We start from the raw sequence: 19,413 nt of genomic DNA, 5'->3' as shown, positions 1-19,413 counted from the left end.
CTTGATGGCTTTGCTGCACGATCCGGTTCTACCGTCTTCTCGATCAGTCGGAGGAATCCCGACTCGGCGATGCAGGATGTCGGATTCGAGGACGATGTCCTGGAAGGCGCCTTGGAAGCGATCGAAACCGCGCGGAGCATCGCCGGGGCCGATTCCGTCCACACGGTCGGCTTCTGCATCGACGGGATAGCCTCGGCCGGTCTCGTGGCCTGGCTCTCCGACCGGGCGGCACGGCACCGCAGCGAGCGACCCGGTCCTCCCGCAACTCATTCCGGAATTCGGGGCCGGCGTGGAAACAAGGGAGGACCAGAAAAGCTGGGGAGGCCCCGAGCTTGAACCCGAGGCCGGGGCCCCCCGCCGGTGCCGCGCGTCACCAGAGGAAAGCAGGCGGCCCGGCGGCGGTCATAGACGAGGTCCAAAGCCGGTTCAGCCCCAATCTCCGCCGGGCAGGCAAGGGTAAGAAACGGACCCAGGCACCAACGGTGCTTTGGTTGTCGCCCGGGAGCTCCCCGATGAGACCACGCAGTTGACGGAAGCGACGCACCTCACCCGGAGGGAGGTCCGGCCCGCACAGCAGTTCGTGGAAACAACGCGACAATGCCAGATCCTTACCAGGAGGGTCCTGGCCCTGCACCTGCTCGGCAACCCCCAGAATTCGGCACATCGCGCGTGGGGTCGCACCTTCGTCGGCGAACCGGGGGATCAAAGACCTGGGATGGGGCAATCCGGTTACAGACACGGTTTACCCCTCCTGTCGGTCCGGGCCCCAGGTGGGCTGGTCATCAAAGTCGAGGCTGGGTCAGACAGTTCCGCAATTGGCAATTCCCAGGTCCGGGGATAGTGCGGCCTGCCGGGCAGCAGTGTCCCCGAAACTCACCTCGAACTCAGAACTCAGAACTCGAACTCAAACGCGTTGCGGGCCCTAGCCGCACGGTACCGACAATAACCACAAACGGCCGAAAACGGGATCAAGATTCGCTGGAGGCTAACGACGCTTGATGCCTCCGAGTTCTTTCAGTAGCCAGTAGAGCTGGTTTCTGGCGTGCGCGATCAATTGATCGTAAACCAGCATCTCCGTATTCCGTTCCCAATCTCTCTGATCCCCCACGCTAGCACCCTTCGATCCTCCAATGATGATGATGCGCATGTCCGCATTGACATACGGTTTCAAATCATTGCGATAGGCAGTCGCTTGCTGATAGTCTGCAAACGTTAGGGCATGGCCGGGACGTTTGAATTCGATCAATAGGAAGGCATTGTCATAGTTGAGCGTGAGCAGCAGATCCGGTCGCCGATCGGCCCTATCTCCGGTGTATTGCTTGCCGAGCAGGTCTTTGATCTGGCGCTTCAGGGTCTTGTTACTGCTGAAGAAAGCGTAATTCAAACCGAATACCCAGAGGTTTGATTCGAGTGCCTCGTGGACCTGCTTTTCCAGCGCATTGGGGTCGCGGCACAGCGCTTCGAGTCGATCGAGCATTTGCAGGCGGGTGGACGTCTGCTCCGCAATGACCGCGAGCTCCGCCAGACCAAACTCAGACAGGGACTCCGCCAGTCTAGCGATGTCGGATGACCTCGTCTCGTGGAGGTGCTCGAGAATTGCGCGGTAGTCCGTCCGCTCTACCGCCTCCAGCAGAACGCTGACCATGGACTCGACCTTGGATTCCGGCTCCCCGTAATACTTGCCGAGGATTTTCTTGATCGCCCGGTCCGCAAAGTCCCGCTTGTGCTCGGGCAGGGCCGCCAATCGCTCGTTTATGCCGCGTTGCAGACGCGCTTGAGCCAGATTGATATCGCGGACGTATTCTTCCCTGAACTTCTCGCGCAGGATCGGTTCGACGAATCGCCGCACCGTCGCCTTGAGCTCGCTGTTCTCGATCAATGCACCCCAGTCCGCGGTAACGTGGTCGGCCAGGCCGTCGGCTTCGATCTCGCCATAGAGCTTGCTCAACAGCTTACGCGGGAAGTCGTCAGCCTCGTCCAAGCCGAAGAAATCCGGTTTGCCGACTACCTTTCCGCCGACCCGGATGGAGATACCGGGCCGGCGCAGACCCCGTTTTCCGTCGGAGATCGCGAAACGCAGCCTGACCGGTCCGACCGCATCAAGGTCGGCCTGGTGCTCGCCGAATGCGCCTTGGATATCGTCTACATCGAGCGGCTTACCGTCCACCAAGATCCGGAAACCATCCTCGCGGCCGTAGTCCTGGATCAGCAACTGGCGCAAACGGTCGGGATCGGGGAATGAAAGACCCTGGTTGAGGTCGGTCAGCGTGATGACTGTACCATGGGCCCGCTCGTCGCTTGGCTGCGCGACCACTTCGATTGCAAGCCGCTCGATGTCGTCGGCCGCCTCGAAGTCGGCGGCGGAAAGGCTGAATACGGCCTTGCGGCCACGCGCCCAAGTCTCCAGTCGCATAGTATGCGCAGCCATCAGGCCCGCAAACTTGCCGATGCCCTTGCGTCCCTTGGCCTTGCGATGTTTACCAGCAGTGAATTGGCCGCGACGCTGTGTCCGGTCGCTTGCGATCAGCAGATATTCGCGCGTCAGCTCCTCGTCGGTCATTCCGGTGCCGTCGTCGTCGATAACGATGGACTCGCTCGCCATGGGTTTCGGGAGGCTGATGCGAACCGTCTCGGCATCGGCGTCCCAAGCGTTATCGACTAGCTCTTTCAAGGCGGCCTCGGATGAACGGTAGTTCTCCGACAGCAGCTTTGCGAGGCGGGTATCGACTCGGTAGCGCAGCGTGCTCAGGATCGGTTACCTCGGTATCGATAGAGGGGGTTGACGGAAAAGGAATCCAGGCGACCCTGCGATTCCGGGACCACCGGAGATGTGAGGCTAGCGAGGGCTGGAGGGTCGGTCAAGGCTCAAGCGAGATGGCTCGCGGACCGTTCGGGAGTGCAAGAGCGAGCTTCGGCGAGGTAAGAGCTTACGACAGGCCGCCCGGCGGATGGTTGGGGGGGTGCTCTTGAGCGAGGGGCCGAACGGACGCGAGTGTCGCTTCGAGGTTAGGCTCCCGCGGGCACGCCAGCCGGGCCGGCGTCGTGGCCGAGTCAGGCACCGCGCCATTGTCGGGCAACGGGGCAGGCGCCGACACACCGACTCGGTCACACTGGCGTCACCCACAGGCCTCGTCCTTGTGCTGGAATGCGCCTATCAGGTCCGCTCTACGCTCAACTCCAGCATTAGGGGTCCGCTCCGATGAACCGAATCCTCTTTCTCTGCACAGGCAATTATTACCGCAGCCGTTTCGCGGAGGAATACTTCAACCACCAGGCCGACCGGTTCGCGCTGCCTTGGGAGGCCGACTCGCGGGCACTTGCACGCGATCTCGCCGCGACCGGCAATCAGGGGCCGATCTCCACCTTCGCGGTAACCGAGCTGCAGCGCCGCGCGATCCCGATCCGAGGCGGCGCCCGTCACCCGATCGGCGTGCAGCCAACGGATTTTGAAACCGCCCATCGCATCATCGCCGTCAGTCGCCGCGAGCACGAGCCGATGCTGCGCGAGCATTTCCCCGGGGTGCTGGAGCGCATCGGATATTTCGAGATCGGCGACCTCGACGTGGAAACACCGGCAACGGCAATCGCGAGACTGACTCAAGCGATCGACCTGGAGATCGCGGCGCTGCGGACCAGACACGACATCTGAGGCCAGAGGATCGGGCCGGTCACCCGGCTTGTCGGTCGGCACCGGGGCAGGTCTGACACGCCTGCCGGTAAGCCTGTCCAATGAAGGTGTCCATCAGCCGGATCCCGGTCGACGAATGTTTCGATCCATCCACGTGCAACGCACGGAACGCTAAACTTCCGAGAACCCAGTCCATCCGGAGATCGCCCATGCTGACCGTCCTGATCGTCCTCGCCGTCGCCCTCGCCGGCGGACTCGTCTATCTGAGCCGACTGCCGAAAGACTACGAGGTCCGGCGCAGCCTGACTATGCACGCCGATCGCCAAGCCGTCTTCGACCGGGTACGGGATTTCCGAACCTGGGACGACTGGAGTCCCTGGCTGCTCCATGAGCCGGACGCCAAGCGCGACTTCAGCGCAGCCGAGGATCAGCAGGGCGGCTACTACACTTGGGATGGCCGCTCCATCGGCGCCGGGCGGCTGACCCACGTCCGCTTCGATGCGCCGGGACGGATCGAGCAACGGCTGGAGATCCAGCGACCCTTCAAGTCAGGATCGGATGTCCGGTGGGAATTCGCCGAAACGGATGGGGGGACGGAGGTCGCCTGGTACCTGCGCGGCAGCATGCCCTTCCTGTTGCGTCCTATGATCCCCCTGGTGCGCGAGATGATCGGCAAGGACTACGAGCTCGGCTTGGTGCTGCTGCGCGGGCAGCTCGATCCGGACGCCCCGCAGCCCGAGCTGCGCTTCGAGGGCGAGACGACCCTGAAGCCGCAGAGCGCGCTGGTTATCCCCTTCAGCGGCGGGATGGAGGCGATGGTGCGGGCCATGGAAGACGGCTTCCCGAGGCTCGCCGGGCATCTCGCGTCGCTGGGGGTCGCGCCCGGCGGCCCACCCTTCAGCGCCTACCACAAGGTGAACGTGAAGAAGAACCGCTTCGAGTGCGACATGGCGATCCCGGCGTCCGCCGATAGCGCCGCCGGCCCCTTTTCCCGAAAGGAGTTCAGCGGTGGCCGGTACTACCGGGTCACCCTCGCCGGGGGCTATGACTATCTGGAGCTGGCCTGGTACGCCGCCGTCGCCCACGTCCGCATGGTCAAGCTCAAGCTCGACAAACACCGCCCCATGCTGGAGGTCTACGAGAACGACCCGTCCGGCGTCGCGAGCCCCAAGGAGCTGCGTACCGCCCTCTATCTTCCGCTGCGCTGAGGCGCTTGGAGTAGTATCGAACCGCGGGCGCTCGATCGGCCTTTCGTTCGGCGTCATGACGAGCCCGGGCCCGCCGATAAGCTTCAAGGATTCCGAGGTCATCCATGACGGGAGTGCCTGCCCGACTCATCCGCGATGCGCGGCTTTTGTTGTTGGATTTCGATGGTGTGATCACCACCGAAGCGGAAGACGTGGCACTGAAGGCGCAGACCCTATCGGTCTTCGCTGCGATCAGCACGCACTTCGGGGAGCGTGCCCTCAAGATGATGCGGCTTGCCGGTCGAGCCATCTATGATGCGGGCGGCAGTCTGCAGCTCGGACCGCTCTTGTACCATACGGCCAAGCTGCTCAAGCCCGCCGGGGACCCGATCGAACCGACGCTCGCAAGGCTCATCGACGCCTGCACCGGAAACCTCGACTATCGCGGGATCAGCCGAGCAGGAGATCGGATCTGCGAGGGCCTGGATCTGCTCAGGGTTCACGACATCGAGGTCGCCATCTTGACCAATGGTGTGCGTGAGAACGTCTTCCGGGTTCTCGAGGTCAAGGGGCTCACCCAGATGTTTCCGCCCGAGCACATCTTCGATGCGATCTCGACGCTCGACAAAAAGGACAAGCTGCATCCGAAGCCGGATCCGCAAGGTTATCGCTTTGTTCTCAGGGAGCTGGGTGTCGAGCCTCGGTCCTGTATCGTCGTCGACAACAGCCGCAAGAACCTCCGAGCGGCGAAACGCGAGGTCGGATGTAGCGGCGTCGTCTATATCGGCAATAGCCTCAAACGCAAAGACCGAGGGGTGATCGACCACCTGGAGCCGTCGTTCGAGCGGCTGATGGGGGAGATTGCCGATGTGCTGCGGGCCGAGGACGGAAGGGGTTAGCGTCCTGCTTTCAGCTTTCATTGCTTGAGCAATCCTCGATCCGTCCTACTTTCTGGAATCGAGCTCCTGAAGAATCAGGGAGACCGCCTTCGCACTGAGAGGAATATAACCCAGCTTGGAGGCAGCCGCCTGTCCGTCGGTGAGCGCGTAGCGCACCACGTCCCGCAACGCTTGCGACTTGGGATCATCCCCGTCGGAGCGCATCACCAACCAAGACAACGACAAGATGGGATAGGCCCCCGCGCCGTCCGGATCGACGAGCTCCGAAGAATCGACCTTCGTCCGAAAGGCCTCGATCGCAGCCCGGAACGACTCACTCCCGGCCGAAACAAACTCGCCCTCGCGATTCTCCACCGAAGCCATCTGCATGCCGGGCAGATGTGCATAGGCGTACTGAACGTAACCGATGGCACCGACCGTCGCCTGGACGAAGGCGGCAACGCCCCCGTTGCCGTGTCCGCGGATAAGACCGCCTCGCTCCAGCAGCAATGCGGGCCATGCCGGCGACTGGCTCTCGCCGACCTGCTTCGCGAACGCCTCGCTGATCGCACTCAGATGCCGAGTCATGACCAAGGTGGTCCCGCTCGCGTCCACCCGCGTCACCACCACGATCGGCAGATCCGGAATCTCGACTCCCGGGTTGGCCGCGAGAATCAGCGGATCGTTCCAACGGGCGACCGAGCCGAGAAAGATGCCGGCGAGGGCCTCGCGTGTGAGCCGGAGCTCTTCGATCCCCGGAAGATTGTAGGTCAAGACGACAGCACCTGCCGTCAACGGGAGTTGCAGGACGTTGTCCCCGGCCCTTTCTGCCAGCTCGCCGGTCAAGGGCTGATCGGACCCCGCGAAATCGAGCCGACCTTCGATGAAGCTGTTGACGCCGGGTCCGGAGCCGATCGGCTGATAGTCGACTTGAATGTTCGGGTGCGCCACGAAATAGTCCCGGAACCAGCGCTGATAGAGCGGGGCCGGAAAGCTCGCCCCCGCGCCGTGAACCTTGATCGGGTCCGAAGCCATGGATGGCTGCCAAAAGGATGCGCAGAGCAGCGCGCCGAAGGCGAGCGTCAGGACTCGCAGGACAGGAGACATCGGCATCAGGGATTCCTCTGGATTAGCGATCTGGTCGGTATTCGGTCCGGGGGTGTCCTTTCCGGGCGCTGTGTCCGAGAGCATGCGCAGGAATCGTCAAAACACCTTTTTTCCCTGGCCTCGGTTGGCTTCGAGGATCCGCGCGTAGCGCTCGGGATCCTGCTTGAGCATTAGGACGTAGTCCTCGACGAGTCCTTGCCACCCGAATCCGCCATGCGCCTTGAGCTTGAGGAGGCCAATCATCAGCAGCTTGGATGCGGCGCGTATCTCGCGATCCGAGCCGTCCTCGTACCAGTCGACGAGCTCGTCGTAGAGTGCTTCAACCTTCTCGAGGGGTGTTTTCCGATCCGAATCTGCCATGTCATGCCCCCGAGTAGTCGCGATCGGATGAACTTGGACACGCCCGGCCCGAGCGTCCGAACCGATGATCGGCCGCAACGCGCGTGAGGCCATACGATAGCTGGTGAATGTGTTCAACAGATGACGGGCATCGGATTAGCCCTTCATCCGATCGATCCCGTGCCTGGCCTCTTCTCGGCTTTCGTAGACATGCGGGGCCAGACCCCGTGCCGCGAGTGACTCGCCGATCGACTGCATGGGCACACGGATCTCGGCGCTGAAGGCCGGGCTGTAGGGCTCGGCAAAGGTCTGCCAATGAGACCCCAGTGGCCGCCGATGACTCGACGCAGCAAACCCGCGTGCCCGAGGTGATTCAGACCCCGCTCCTTGCCGTCGCCCTGTCCAGCCGCGTACACCAGGGTCAGGTCACGCGGCGCGCCGGTATCGAGGAAGCGCTGCTCCAGGGCAAGCGCCACCGCCTCGGCGAAACCGATCCCGACGAATCCACCGGTCGCGACCGTATCGCCGTTGCGGATCAGCCGAACGGCATCCGCCGCGGTGACCAGCTTGCCGCGTTCGGCTTGGCCTCCGGTCGGGCGCTCGGTCATCGGGTGCGCCTTGGGCGCCGGGTCGGCGGTGGCGCGGTTTAAAACATTGAAAAACATTAAATTATATAAACCGCATCCCACCGAGATCGAGGACATCTCCAAAGCCAAACGCAAAATGAAAATGACGCATTTCGCTCTGGACGCGGTTTAGGGATTGGCGGCTGACAGAGCCCGGACCAAAAACCACAAGGCGCTGCGCGATGTTGCGCTGCACAATAGAGTAAAGGGCGCCGATGAAGGACGCGTGTCGAGGAGATGTCGTTTCGGCGAAGCGCTACAGAGCTGGACGGTCGGCGCCCGCCCGACCGGCATGCCTGCCGGCCGGGAGCGAACCGGTCAGTGCTACGGCAAGGGCGCAAACGACTGGGTCGAGAAGTCCAGCGGTGGCGGCACGAAGAGGTTTCCACCACCGAGATCCTGGACCACGTAGTCGACGAACCCTTGGGCGTAGTTGATGAAGGTATCGGTCACCCGTCCGTCCGCCGCGGCGTCCTTGAAGGTGGTGTATCCGTCACCGCCGTTGGCCAGGAAGCTATTGGTCACGACGATATAGGTCTCCGAAGGGTCGAGCGGCGCCCAGATCCCGGTGGCTCGATCCTTCACCTCGACGTCGCTGATCCGCGCGCCTTTGGGTTGAGTCATGTCGATGTCCCAGCGGATGTGCGAGCCATAAGGAAAGGCCCCTGTGTTGCCGCCGGGATTGGACGCGTAGAAGTCAAGCCCGTCTTCGATGCTGTCGAGCACCTCCTGCCCGGACAGCTCGAGCTCGACCAGGGTGTTGGAGAAGGGCAACAGGGTGTAGGCGGTCCCGATCGTGATGTCTCCCTCCGGGATCGTGATGCGGACGCCGCCGCCGTTCTGCAGCGCGAGGTCCGCCCGGAACGCACGTGCCAGGAAGGCGTCGGTCACGACCTGTTGGCTAAAGCCGCCGTTCACATTCAGCTGCGCCCCCGAGAGGGAAACGGCGTCGCCGTCGCAGGGTGCGCTCCCGCGGGGCAGAGTTGGAACACGGCGCTCGCAGATGACCTCGCCCGCTTGGCCGATGATCTGCTTGCTGAGCTCGTCGACCTGGGCCGCATACTCGGCAAGGATCGCGTCGGCTGTTGGATCCGGGGTCACGAGACCAAGGCTCGGATCCGCATCGATGAGTGCCAGGATCTCGGAGCGCTCCGGATCTGCAATCGGCTGCCGGCTTCGCTGGAAGACGTCGCCGAGCAAAAGGTGGGGCGTACCGCCGCAAGTCTCGACCTTACCCTCGCGGAAGGTGACGGCCAGCTCGCCGACGACCTGGGCATACTGCCAAGCCTGCACGACGCAGACCGGGTCGCCGTCGGCGTTCAGGGTGAGGGTCGGGTAGTTACCGCCCGAGGGCAAACCGTACTGCCCGAGATCCCCGAGCAGGGTGTGCGAATCGCCGCCGACGATGGCGTCCACACCGGTCACGGCCCGCGCAAGCGCCAAGTCGTTCTCGTACCCGTAGTGGGTTACGAGGACGATGTTGTCGATCCCGATCGCCGACAGCTCGTCGACATAGGCTTGGGCGGTCTTCACCTCGTCGAGGAACTGCGTGGTCGGCAAGGGCTGCGATGAGAATCGCGTCTTCTCGGCGATGTCGATCCCGATGAAGGCGACCTTTTGGCCTTGAAACTCCTTGATCGCATACGGCTGGATGTAGTCGTTTGCCGTCACGGGCGCCAACGGCGTTCCGATCTGGGGAACCACGTTTGCGGCGACGGTGACGGTGTCGCACGCGGGGTCCGACCCCAGGAAATCGAGGAACCTCGCCAGGTTCCCGTCACCGTCGTCGAACTCGTGGTTACCGAGCGCGAAGACATCGAAGCAGGCCGTGTTCATGAGATCGGCGTCGGCCTCGCCCTGGAACAGGGTGTAGAAGAGCGTGCCTGTAATGGCGTCCCCGGCGTGGATCTTCACGACATTGTCGAGCTGCGACTCAAGCGCTTTGATCTTGGCCGTCACCCGCGGGAAGCCCCCGAACGGCACACTGAAGGATCCCCCGCTCGATCCGAGATCGAGCGTGTTGTTAACCGGCTGGAGGTTCGAGTGGTGATCGTTGATGTGGAGCAGATTGATCGTCAGCGGCTCATCGTCGCGGATGGTGCCGATGGCCGTGCCCTTCGCAACGATCGCACCGGGCGCCGCGACGATCCGCAGGGTCAGGGTGACGTCCGGACCCACGACCTCGTTGTCGCGGATCCGAACCTCGAGGGAACCCTCGGTGGCACCGACCGGGATCGTGGTCGACACGGCGCCGGGACCATAATCCTTGACCGGCCTCGCAGTCCCGCGGAGCGGCACGGCGACAACGCGCAGCGCCCACGGGGCGGGTCGGTCGAGGGTGATCGGAAATGACAGCAGACCCTCGCCCTCGTAGGCGACGGCATCCTGGATCGAAAGGGCGGGCCGGCTTGGCTTGCCGGGCGGACGGGCGTCGGACACGCCGGGCGCGGCGAGGGCAAACCCCGCGATCAAGACGGTCGCCAAGGCGAGCCAATGGGCTCGGATGTTGATCATGCTGGATTCCTCAGGTCAGCCAGATTCTGGTTGGGGTCCCCGCCGGTGAGTCGCAAAGCTGCGTCCGAGCCGCGAAAGCCGCGATCCATCCGATCACCGCGGGCACTAGTGTGGCAAGGTTCGGTGACAGTCGATCGAAGGGACGATGACGCTTGGGTGACCCCTGCACGGGATCGCGGAGCATGCGTCGACGTTGGCTCGATCACGGCCATCGCTTGTGGGTTGCGGCCCCGAGCACTGCCGCTGCACCAGAGGTCGGTACGGCTACCCCTCCTCTCGACAACTTGGCCTTCCTCGACTTGGACCTCTCGGGTAACATCCGACGGAAGAACAGGCCCAAGGTGCTGGTATGACATTCGCCGAGGCCATCAAGCGGGGCATCCCGCTCCAGGTTGTTCTCCCTGACCGCCGTAGACCATTTGACCTGGACCGCCGGAGTGTGGCGGAGATCTTCTTGGCGGAAACCAAGCTCGGCGCAGCCGTGATAGGGCTCGAGCCTTTCTGGTGCGAGATGCCGATCCTGAAGGTGTGACTGACTCGCGCGTCACCGGCCTGGGACGACTATTCGGCTTGGTCGATCCGGCGCGCCCGCAAGGGCGGGGATTGTGACCGAGCTGCCGCATGGAAGCGCGTTGAAACCGAGTTCGCAGAAATCGTCACGGCCTGCTTGGTGTGAACGTCGGGCCCTACCCTACTGCGCCGCATTCACGCGCGAGCGAATCCCCCCTCGACTCCGAAGGCCCGCATCGACTGAAGAGAATCGACAATCCCGGAACACCTCGCTCACCCTCGGTCGTCCCGGCCTGCCTTTTTGACCCGGCCAGTAAAGCCCAGCCATGCACACGACCTGGAAAGACAATATTTTTCGCCAGCGCGAACAACTCGCGCACATTCTCCATCAACCCATGGCCTCTCTCGCCGCACGCTGCGTGGCTGTCTGGAGCGACCGGGAGGGCCTTAATCGGGTCCTCGCCGAAGGCTTCCCGGAGATTCCGCATCGCGCCTTTCTGTATTGCCTGGGGATCGACGGCGTTCAAATCTCCGACAACCTGGGAGCCGACGGCGTGGAATCGGGGCACTTCGGACGCGATCGATCGGACCGTCCCTACATGCGCGAACCGGTGCCTCCCTGGGGATTCCTGCTCTCGGACGCCTATATCAGCCTGAGGAAGCGGAGGCCGTCTCTGACTGCGCTCCAGATGGTGTGGGGAGATCAAGGCACCCTTGGGTACTTGGGGGCCGACTTCGATCTGCGCGACCTGCCGGTGACCGCGGAGCTTTACAGGGAACCCGACGCCTGGCGTCAGGTGAAGGGGGATCCGGCCATCCGAGGCACCCTGTTCCTGCAGTGTCGGGTCGAGAGTCCGATGGACCGCAACCTGGATCGCGCCCTGTCCATCCTCGGCGAGCTGCTGACCGAGCGCGGGGTCTTCCAATGCCAGATCCACTTCTCCAGCAGCCAAGCCACGATCTGGACCCTGGACGACCCCTACCGCTATCGGATACTGGACCAAGAGGCCCTGCTGGACCCGGACATCTGCCTCCTATATCCGCCGTGCCGCTATCCGGTCGACGCACTGATTCCGAGCGCCGACATCGTCCAAGTCCTCGATCGCCTCAAAGGCTTGCGGCTGGTGGACGAGAACATCTACCTCCGTCAGGCGTCCCTGAACCTCTTCAACGGCATGGTGGGCCTGACCTTCTCCTGCGACGGTTCTCATTACATGCCGCACGGTCAATTCTTGGGGGCGGACACGGCCTTTTGGTTCGGCGTCGCCATGTGATCGCCGTTGCCGGCGGCAACCTCTGAATCCCGGACCACAAGCAGACCGAGTCGGTCGATCACAAGCACCGCGCTCGACACGGATCCCACTGTTTCCGACGCCTCTGCGGCACCGCACGGAACAGACACCGCCGACATTCAAGGATCGCCTTCCGGCTCCTGGATTGGGTTCATGAAAAGGTCATTTCCGTCTGGTTTACTCCGTTCTCGGAGGTGGCGTGCATGCAGTGCCCCGGGATCATGCGATTCGATCCCTGCAGTGAAGATCGAGACTGGCCTGCTCGATCCCTGTTGCGCCGCGCGTCCGGTATCAACCAAACCCTTCACTCGCGTTGGCGACGGAGCAACACGATGACGATCGACAACGGAAATCCAGAAGCCATGGACTGGTTGGCGGCCGAGCTCGCGGATACCCTCGACGAAGACTACGAGCTCGAGATCTCGGAGCCGGCACTCTCCGAGGAGCTCCGCAGGATCTACAAGCGCAAGCACCCCGCGGCTCTTGATCGAGCCACCTATTTTCGCTCCCTGCTGGAGCTGCAGGCCGAGCTCATCAAGCTGCACAACTGGGTCGAGCACACCGGCGAGAAGGTCGTCGTGATCTTCGAGGGTCGCGATTCCGCGGGCAAGGGTGGCGTCATCAAACGCATCACCCAGCGGCTCAATCCACGCGTTGTCCGGGTTGTCGCCCTGCAGAAGCCGACCGAGCAGGAGAAAACCCAGTGGTACTTCCAGCGCTACGTTCCCCACCTCCCCTCAGGCGGGGAGATCGTGCTGTTCGATCGCTCTTGGTACAACCGCTCCGGCGTCGAGCGCGTCATGGGCTTCGCCAGCACGGAGCAAGTGGAGCAGTTCTTTCAGGACGTGCCCGAGTTCGAGCGAATGCTGGTGCGCTCGGGCATCCGCTTGATCAAGTACTGGTTCTCGATCACGGACGAGGAGCAGCAACTGCGCTTTCTCATGCGGATCCATGATCCGCTCAAGCAATGGAAGCTCAGCCCGATGGATCTCCAGTCTCGTGTCCGTTGGGAAGACTATACGAAGGCCAAGGAGGAGACCTTTGCACGCACCAATATCCCCGAGGCACCCTGGTTCGTCGTCGAGGGCAACGACAAGAAGCGCGCGCGTCTGAATTGCATCCGACATCTGCTCAGCCAGATCCCCTACGAAGAGGTGCCGCACGAGCAGATCTCGCTCCCCGACCGCGTCTTCAATCCGGATTACGATCGCGAGCCCCTGCCGGAGCAGCTCTTCGTCCCGAATCACTACTGACGCGTTGCGGTCGGTCGCTCGGCGACTCCGCCCGCCGAGGCCCGATTCGATCCCGCCGAATCGACGCGCGAGATGCAGGCGTCCCCTCGCGGGTCGCCGCTCGAACCGTTGCTGCCGGCAGCCGGCGTCGCTGCGAGGTATCAAGGCGATCGGCGAGGACATGGGTATTTCGGGCGGCCCCCGATCGCGCGCCGGTCTATGCTACGAGTCGCCGATAGCTTTCCCGGGTGGCATAACCCAGTACGGGGAAGAGCAAGATCATGCCGACAAACAGTGTCAGGATCCCGACCCCGTCTCTCCGAAGCCGTCAGCGGCGCACTTCGAGGATCAAGTTGAAGGGCGTCTCGGCCGCGCGCCGGAAGTGGGTAAAGCCGGCCTTGCGGAACACCTCGGCCAATTTGGCCTCGCCGGCCTGTGCGCCGAGGACGAGCTCGCCGCCCTCGGAGATTGCATGGGCACAGCAGATCGTGCTCGACGCCGCGTAGTACAGCCGGGCGACCGGCGAAAGGTTGTGCTCGACCCGGTCGTGGGCGAAGGGCTCGACGAGCATCACTGTCCCGCCGGGGGTCAGCACCCGTGCGGCATAGCGGGCCGCAGCAACCGGATCGCCCAGATCGTGCAGGCAGTCGAAGAAGCAGATGAGTCCGTATTGCTTGTCGATTCGGTGCGAAGCAAAGGTGGACCGGTGCGGACCGCGCGCACACTGCCGTCCCGTGACGGCGAGCGGAGGCGGCCCGTGTGATCTTCCTCGACGGCGCAATCGACTCGACCGCCCGCGGTGACGCCTACGACGCAATGGCGCCAGCGGGTCTTCGGAGAGTACGGAATGCGCCTTTGGGTGGTCGAGCCGACGGCGCGATCGGTGACGCGCCGGGAATAGGCTAAACCGGGCTACCGGAACGAACGTGGCCGAGGACGCGCCGACGCCGTGATGCACCTTCGGGCACCGGCACCTATCGCCATACGCGAGGTCGACCGACGACTGCTAGCGGCGGATCGCACCCGTCCGCGTCGACACGCGCGGTTTTGTGCAAGCCCTTCCCCAACACCAGCGACAACTACAAGGCGAAATCGGAGAAGTGCGCCGTCGCGACCAACCAACGCGCGTTTCGCGCAGCCGACACGGTCGCTTAGTCGGGATGCGATCGGTATTGACATTGGCGGGGTAACCATCAGCCGGGTCAATCGCGAAACACACGGAAACTGGACGTCGAGGTGGTCCCGACGAGGTGCGGCGATCTCACATGGAAGATCACACACTGAACGAAGATGAGGATGGCTTGCCGACGGCGGTCCGTTCGGGGTCGGCTACTTTGTCCAAGGACGCCTTGAGAAAGCCCGGAGCATTTTGTGGGTACGTTTGTGGGTATGCCGACTCTTAATCTATTATTTTTCTTTTAAAATCATGTATTTAAGAATTATTAGTGGCGGAGAGAGAGGGATTCGAACCCTCGATAGGGGATTAGCCTATACTCCCTTAGCAGGGGAGCGCCTTCAGCCACTCGGCCATCTCTCCGACGAACGCGTAGTTTATCCTGCCTACGCGTCCTTGGCTACAGCCTCAGTCGAGGCGAGTGCCTGGAGGGACCGCTCCTGCGATCGGACCACCTTCGGCTTGTTCCCGCTTAATGCGCTCGTAGATTTCCTCACGATGGACGGCGACGTCGCGAGGTGCATTGACCCCGATTCGTACCTGGTTTCCTTTGACACCGAGGACAGTCACCGTGACCTCGTCGCCGATCATGAGGGTTTCGCCAACCCGGCGGGTCAGAATCAACATCGCTTAATCTCCCTTCCGTTCCTTTTCCGATTGAATGATATTACCCGAGCCGTCCACCAGACGTATCGCGGGTCGGTTGCTTCGAAGGCACAGCTAGGCTCAGATCGAATTTGAGAAACCAAGTCTCGCTGGAGGATTTTAGCATCTACCCGCAAAAACCAAAAAGTTTCGCGCATCTCTTGGGGATTATTGTCCTCGAAAACGCAATTCCAAGGGCCCCTCGCGGATTCGAGCCGACCGACGGTCGATTCACGCATCGACGACGCTTCAGGATGATACGTGTACGCCGAGCCCAAACGCATCGTGCAGGGACCGTACTCCGAGCTCAAGATACTTCTCGTCGACCACGACCGAGATCTTGATCTCCGAGGTCGAGATCATGCGGATATTGATCCCTTCCTTGGCCAGTGTCGAGAACATGAGACTCGCAATCCCCGCATGGCTGCGCATCCCGACCCCGACCAACGAGATCTTCACGATCCGGCTGTCGCCGAGCACTTGACGTGCACCAAGCTCCTTCGCCGTGCGATCCAGGATCTCCAGGGCGCGCGGAAAATCGTTGCGATGCACGGTAAAGGTGAAGTCGGTCGTCGCCTCTTGGGCGGCGACATTCTGGATGATCATGTCGACTTCGATGTTGGCGTCGGCGATCGGCCCGAGGATCCGGTAGGCCACACCGGGCTGGTCGGGCACGCCGAGCACGGTCAGCTTGGCCTCGTCGCGGCTGAAGGCGATTCCGGAGATCTTGGCGTCTTCCACGATGTCTTCCTCGAACGTGATGAGCGTGCCCTCGCCTTCTTGGAAGCTCGAGAGCACGCGCAGGGGCACCCTGTATTTACCGGCAAACTCGACCGAGCGGATCTGCAGCACCTTGGAGCCGAGACTGGCCATCTCGAGCATTTCCTCGAAGGTGATGCGATCGAGCTTGCGCGCTTTGGGCTCGACGCGCGGGTCGGTGGTGTAGACGCCGTCCACATCGGTGTAGATCTGGCATTCGTCGGCCTTCAAGGCCGCCGCGATCGCCACGGCGGAGGTGTCCGAGCCGCCGCGCCCGAGTGTGGTGATGTTGCCTTCGCGGTCGACGCCCTGGAAACCGGCGATGACCACGACCCGACCGGCTTCGAGATCGGCTCCGACACGGGCGCCGTCGATGTCGTGGATACGCGCCTTATTGTGCACGCTGTCGGTGAGGATGTGCACCTGCCCCCCCGTGTAGGAGCGCGCGGCACAGCCCATGGCGTCGAGCGCCATGCTCAGCAGGGCGATGGTCACCTGCTCGCCGGTGGACAGGAGCACGTCGAGCTCCCGCGGGAGCGGGCGCTCTTGGATCTGCTTGGCGAGCCCCACCAGTCGATCGGTCTCTCCGGACATGGCCGAGACCACGACCACGACCTGATGCCCCTCATCGCGCCAGCGTTTGACGCGTTCGGCGACCGCCTTGATCCGCTCCGCATTGGCCACGGATGTGCCGCCGTACTTCTGGACGATCAGCCCCATCGAATTCTCCCGGCACGCACGTCTCGCTCTCTCCCGATGGATTGGGTCCGTTGATCCGCGTGGGTGCAACGAGCCCGAAAAAAGTTCTGTTGATGATCCCGACGACCCGCCGCGCGCCCCCGCGAGACCAGGTCTGTCGGGGTAGCGACAGCGTCACCCGACATGCAGCCTAAACCCGCTGCCGCACCCAACCGTCCACCAGCGCCAAGGCCGCGGGCAGCCCAGCCGGATCGTTGCCGCCGGCTTGGGCCATGTCCGGACGCCCGCCGCCTTTGCCGCCGACCTTCTCGGCGACCTCGCGGATCAGATCGCCGGCCTTCAGACGGTCTGTGAGATCCTTGGTCACGCCGGCGATCAAGCTGACCTTGCCGTCGCCCTCCGTCGCGAGGACGACGACGGCCGAGCCGAGCTTGTCCTTGAGCTGATCGAGCGTGACGCGCAGGGCCTTGGAATCGGCCCCTTCGAGCCGCGCGGCGAGCACCTTGATGCCGTCGATCAGCACCGCCTGCGACGCCAGATCCTGGCCGGCGGAGCTGGCGAGCTTGGCCTTGAGCTGCTCGAGCTCCTTTTCGAGCCGACGGCTGCGTTCGAGCAGCGCAACGACCCGCTGGTCGACGTCATCGCGCCCGCCCTTGAGGAGCCCGGAAAGGCGAATGAGTCGATCCTCGTCGGCCTCGATCCAGTCGAGCGCGGTCGCGCCGGTCACGGCCTCGATCCGCCGCACGCCCGAGGCGATGCCGCTCTCGCCGATGATCTTGACCAGACCGATGTCGCCGACCGCTTTGACATGGGTGCCGCCGCACAGCTCGGTGGAGAACTCCCCCATGCGCAGCACGCGCACCTGATCGGAATATTTCTCCCCGAAGAGTGCCATGGCCCCGGACGCCTTGGCATCGTCGAGGCTCATGATCCGGGTCTCGACGAGATGATTTTCGCGGACCTCGCGGTTGACCATCCGTTCGATCGCCAGCAGCTGCTCGCGCGAGACGGCCTCGTAGTGCGAGAAGTCAAAGCGCAGTCGCTCCGGACCGACGAGCGAGCCCTTCTGCTGCACATGCTCGCCCAGGACGTGACGTAGGGCCGCATGCAGCAAATGGGTGGCCGAGTGGTTCAAAGCCGTTGCGCGCCGTCGTTCGACGTCGACGCGCGCATCGACTCGATCGCCGACGCTCAGAACGCCCTCGTCGATGCGGCCGAGATGACACACAGCGCCCTCGCCTTTCTTCTGCGCATCCAGCACCTCGAACCGGCCGCCCTCGCCGAGAAGCCAGCCGCGATCCCCGACTTGGCCGCCGGACTCTGCATAGAAGGGCGTGAGATCAAGGACAACCAGACCTTCCTCGCCCGCGGCGAGCTGGTCGCAGGAGCCGTGCGCGGAATAGAGGGCGACAACCGTCGCCTCCTCTTGCAGCCGCTCGTAGCCGCAAAATTCGGTCTCGCCCTGGACATCGATCTCGAGACTGCCCGCGCCGCCGAACTGGCTGGCGGCGCGAGCGCGCTCGCGCTGCTGCGCCATCGCCTGCTCGAAGCCGGTCATGTCTAGGCTCAGGCCGCGCTCACGGGCAATGTCGGCCGTCAGGTCGGTCGGAAATCCATAGGTGTCGTAGAGTTTGAACACGGTCTCGCCGGGGATCCGCGCATCGTTCAGTCCCGCGATGGCCTCGTCGAGCAGGCGCATGCCGTGCTCGAGGGTCTCGGCGAAGCGCTCTTCCTCGAGCAGGATGATGCGCTCGACATGCTCGCGAGCGGCGACCAGCTCCGGGTAGGCCGCTCCCATCTCGGCGACGAGCGCCGAGACCAGTCGATGGAAAAAGGGCGTGGTGCACCCGAGCTGGTAGCCGTGTCGGATGGCCCGACGCATGATGCGACGCAGCACATAACCCCTGCCCTCGTTGCCGGGCGTCACCCCGTCGGTGATCAGGAAGGCGGCCGAGCGGATATGGTCGGCGATGACGCGCAGCGACTTGTTCTCGCGATCGGCACAGCCGGTGAAGCGCGCCGCCGCGTCGATGAGACGTACGAACAGATCGATCTCGTAGTTGCTGTGCACGCCCTGCATCACGGCGGCGAGTCGCTCCAGACCCATTCCGGTATCCACGGACGGGCGCGGCAGCGGGGTGAGATTGCCCTCGGCGTCGCGGTTGTACTGCATGAAGACCAGGTTCCAGATCTCCACGTAGCGGTCGCCGTCCTCGTCCGGCGAGCCGGGCGGGCCGCCGGGGATCTCGGGGCCGTGGTCGTAGAAGATCTCCGAACAGGGGCCGCAGGGTCCGGTCTCGCCCATCGACCAGAAATTGTCCTTCGCACCGCAGCGCGAGAAGCGCGAGGCGTCGGCGCCGATCTCCTTCAGCCAGATGTCGGCGGCCTCGTCGTCTTCGGTGTAGACGGTGATCCAGAGCCGCTCGGGCGGCAGGGCAAGAACCCGGGTCAGATAGTCCCAGGCATACTCGATCGCCTCGCGCTTGAAATAGTCGCCGAAGCTGAAGTTGCCGAGCATCTCGAAGAAGGTGTGATGCCGTGCGGTGTAGCCGACGTTTTCAAGATCGTTGTGCTTGCCGCCGGCACGCACGCAGCGCTGCGAGCTGACCGCGCGGTTGTAGGCACGCCGCTCGCGCCCGAGAAAGACCTCCTTGAACTGCACCATCCCGGCATTGGTGAAGAGCAGGGTCGGGTCGTTGCCCGGCACCAGGGGGCTGGACGGCACAGGTTCGTGATCGCGTTGCGCGAAATAGTCGAGAAAACTCGCTCGAAGCTCTGCGCTGGTGCGGGTACTGGTGCTGGTGGTCATGGGTATGCTCGGTT

Annotated in this window: 15 protein-coding genes and 1 tRNA gene; 7 read left to right on the top strand and 9 right to left on the bottom strand. The window is 63.4% G+C overall.

Translation table 11 applies throughout. The features are described from left to right. Positions 1-985: 985 nt before the first annotated feature. The gene (locus tag BDD21_RS19820) at positions 986-2,704 is read right to left on the bottom strand and encodes an ATP-binding protein (protein WP_281269186.1); all 1,719 of its coding nucleotides are present in this window, start codon (positions 2,702-2,704) and stop codon (positions 986-988) included. Positions 2,705-3,199: 495 nt separating this feature from the next. On the opposite strand from BDD21_RS19820, the gene BDD21_RS19815 reads away from it, so the two are divergent. From BDD21_RS19815 to BDD21_RS19805, 3 genes are all read left to right on the top strand, one after another. Then, positions 3,200-3,649 (top strand): arsenate-mycothiol transferase ArsC, encoded by a 450-nt coding sequence (locus tag BDD21_RS19815; RefSeq protein WP_120798629.1) that lies wholly within the window; start codon positions 3,200-3,202, stop codon positions 3,647-3,649. Between the two features lie 188 nt (positions 3,650-3,837). After that, the gene (locus BDD21_RS19810; protein ID WP_170164831.1) at positions 3,838-4,836 is read left to right on the top strand and encodes an SRPBCC family protein; all 999 of its coding nucleotides are present in this window, start codon (positions 3,838-3,840) and stop codon (positions 4,834-4,836) included. Between the two features lie 104 nt (positions 4,837-4,940). Beyond that, complete coding sequence (locus BDD21_RS19805; protein WP_120798627.1) at positions 4,941-5,714, top strand: HAD-IA family hydrolase; 774 nt, start codon at positions 4,941-4,943, stop codon at positions 5,712-5,714. 45 nt (positions 5,715-5,759) lie between these two features. On the opposite strand, the gene pstS is transcribed toward BDD21_RS19805, so the two are convergent. Then, positions 5,760-6,806, bottom strand: coding sequence for a phosphate ABC transporter substrate-binding protein PstS (gene pstS / locus BDD21_RS19800; RefSeq protein WP_120800026.1), 1,047 nt, complete (start codon positions 6,804-6,806; stop codon positions 5,760-5,762). A gap of 90 nt (positions 6,807-6,896) precedes the next feature. Further along, positions 6,897-7,160 (bottom strand): hypothetical protein, encoded by a 264-nt coding sequence (locus BDD21_RS19795; RefSeq protein WP_120798626.1) that lies wholly within the window; start codon positions 7,158-7,160, stop codon positions 6,897-6,899. 305 nt (positions 7,161-7,465) lie between these two features. Here BDD21_RS19795 and BDD21_RS29130 point away from each other — a divergent pair, with 305 nt between their 5' ends. Continuing rightward, positions 7,466-7,789 (top strand): hypothetical protein, encoded by a 324-nt coding sequence (locus BDD21_RS29130; RefSeq protein WP_342769611.1) that lies wholly within the window; start codon positions 7,466-7,468, stop codon positions 7,787-7,789. Positions 7,790-8,089: 300 nt separating this feature from the next. Here the strand turns inward: BDD21_RS29130 and BDD21_RS19785 are convergent, their stop codons facing one another. Then, entirely contained in the window at positions 8,090-10,279 is a 2,190-nt protein-coding gene (locus BDD21_RS19785; RefSeq protein WP_120798625.1) for a bifunctional metallophosphatase/5'-nucleotidase, read from the bottom strand. A gap of 349 nt (positions 10,280-10,628) precedes the next feature. Here BDD21_RS19785 and BDD21_RS19780 point away from each other — a divergent pair, with 349 nt between their 5' ends. The 3 genes from BDD21_RS19780 (at position 10,629) to ppk2 (ending at position 13,334) form a co-directional block, all read left to right on the top strand. Then, positions 10,629-10,811, top strand: coding sequence for a hypothetical protein (locus BDD21_RS19780; RefSeq protein WP_120798624.1), 183 nt, complete (start codon positions 10,629-10,631; stop codon positions 10,809-10,811). Positions 10,812-11,115: 304 nt separating this feature from the next. After that, entirely contained in the window at positions 11,116-12,063 is a 948-nt protein-coding gene (locus tag BDD21_RS19775) for a hypothetical protein (RefSeq protein WP_120798623.1), read from the top strand. A 350-nt stretch (positions 12,064-12,413) separates the two neighbouring features. Beyond that, positions 12,414-13,334, top strand: coding sequence for a polyphosphate kinase 2 (gene ppk2 / locus BDD21_RS19770; protein WP_120798622.1), 921 nt, complete (start codon positions 12,414-12,416; stop codon positions 13,332-13,334). A 307-nt stretch (positions 13,335-13,641) separates the two neighbouring features. Here the strand turns inward: ppk2 and BDD21_RS19765 are convergent, their stop codons facing one another. The 5 genes from BDD21_RS19765 to alaS all read right to left on the bottom strand — a co-directional run bounded on the left by BDD21_RS19765 (position 13,642) and on the right by alaS (position 19,399). Further along, positions 13,642-14,094, bottom strand: a complete 453-nt coding sequence (locus BDD21_RS19765) for a hypothetical protein (RefSeq protein WP_211335105.1) — start codon at positions 14,092-14,094, stop codon at positions 13,642-13,644. Between the two features lie 665 nt (positions 14,095-14,759). Further along, positions 14,760-14,850, bottom strand: a tRNA-Ser gene (locus BDD21_RS19760). A 45-nt stretch (positions 14,851-14,895) separates the two neighbouring features. Continuing rightward, a complete protein-coding gene (gene csrA / locus BDD21_RS19755; RefSeq protein WP_007192647.1) occupies positions 14,896-15,114 on the bottom strand; it encodes a carbon storage regulator CsrA in 219 nt (72 codons plus the stop codon). 267 nt (positions 15,115-15,381) lie between these two features. After that, on the bottom strand, positions 15,382-16,611 hold the full coding sequence (locus tag BDD21_RS19750; RefSeq protein WP_120798621.1) for an aspartate kinase: 1,230 nt from the start codon (positions 16,609-16,611) through the stop codon (positions 15,382-15,384). 169 nt (positions 16,612-16,780) lie between these two features. After that, positions 16,781-19,399, bottom strand: coding sequence for an alanine--tRNA ligase (gene alaS / locus BDD21_RS19745; protein ID WP_120798620.1), 2,619 nt, complete (start codon positions 19,397-19,399; stop codon positions 16,781-16,783). Positions 19,400-19,413 lie beyond the last annotated feature (14 nt).

The sequence above is a fragment of the Thiocapsa rosea genome (genome assembly GCF_003634315.1).
In the GTDB taxonomy this organism is placed as follows: domain Bacteria; phylum Pseudomonadota; class Gammaproteobacteria; order Chromatiales; family Chromatiaceae; genus Thiocapsa; species Thiocapsa rosea.
This window is presented reverse-complemented; position numbering and strand designations above follow the sequence as displayed.

Coding starts and splice junctions, on each gene's coding strand:
- BDD21_RS19815 (WP_120798629.1), top strand. CDS start 3,200: ATGAACCGAATCCTCTTTCTCTGCACAGGCAATTATTACCGCAGCCGT.
- alaS (WP_120798620.1), bottom strand. CDS start 19,399: ATGACCACCAGCACCAGTACCCGCACCAGCGCAGAGCTTCGAGCGAGT.
- BDD21_RS19780 (WP_120798624.1), top strand. CDS start 10,629: ATGACATTCGCCGAGGCCATCAAGCGGGGCATCCCGCTCCAGGTTGTT.
- BDD21_RS19805 (WP_120798627.1), top strand. CDS start 4,941: ATGACGGGAGTGCCTGCCCGACTCATCCGCGATGCGCGGCTTTTGTTG.
- pstS (WP_120800026.1), bottom strand. CDS start 6,806: ATGCCGATGTCTCCTGTCCTGCGAGTCCTGACGCTCGCCTTCGGCGCG.
- BDD21_RS19810 (WP_170164831.1), top strand. CDS start 3,838: ATGCTGACCGTCCTGATCGTCCTCGCCGTCGCCCTCGCCGGCGGACTC.
- BDD21_RS19750 (WP_120798621.1), bottom strand. CDS start 16,611: ATGGGGCTGATCGTCCAGAAGTACGGCGGCACATCCGTGGCCAATGCG.
- BDD21_RS19775 (WP_120798623.1), top strand. CDS start 11,116: ATGCACACGACCTGGAAAGACAATATTTTTCGCCAGCGCGAACAACTC.
- ppk2 (WP_120798622.1), top strand. CDS start 12,414: ATGACGATCGACAACGGAAATCCAGAAGCCATGGACTGGTTGGCGGCC.
- csrA (WP_007192647.1), bottom strand. CDS start 15,114: ATGTTGATTCTGACCCGCCGGGTTGGCGAAACCCTCATGATCGGCGAC.
- BDD21_RS19795 (WP_120798626.1), bottom strand. CDS start 7,160: ATGGCAGATTCGGATCGGAAAACACCCCTCGAGAAGGTTGAAGCACTC.
- BDD21_RS19785 (WP_120798625.1), bottom strand. CDS start 10,279: ATGATCAACATCCGAGCCCATTGGCTCGCCTTGGCGACCGTCTTGATC.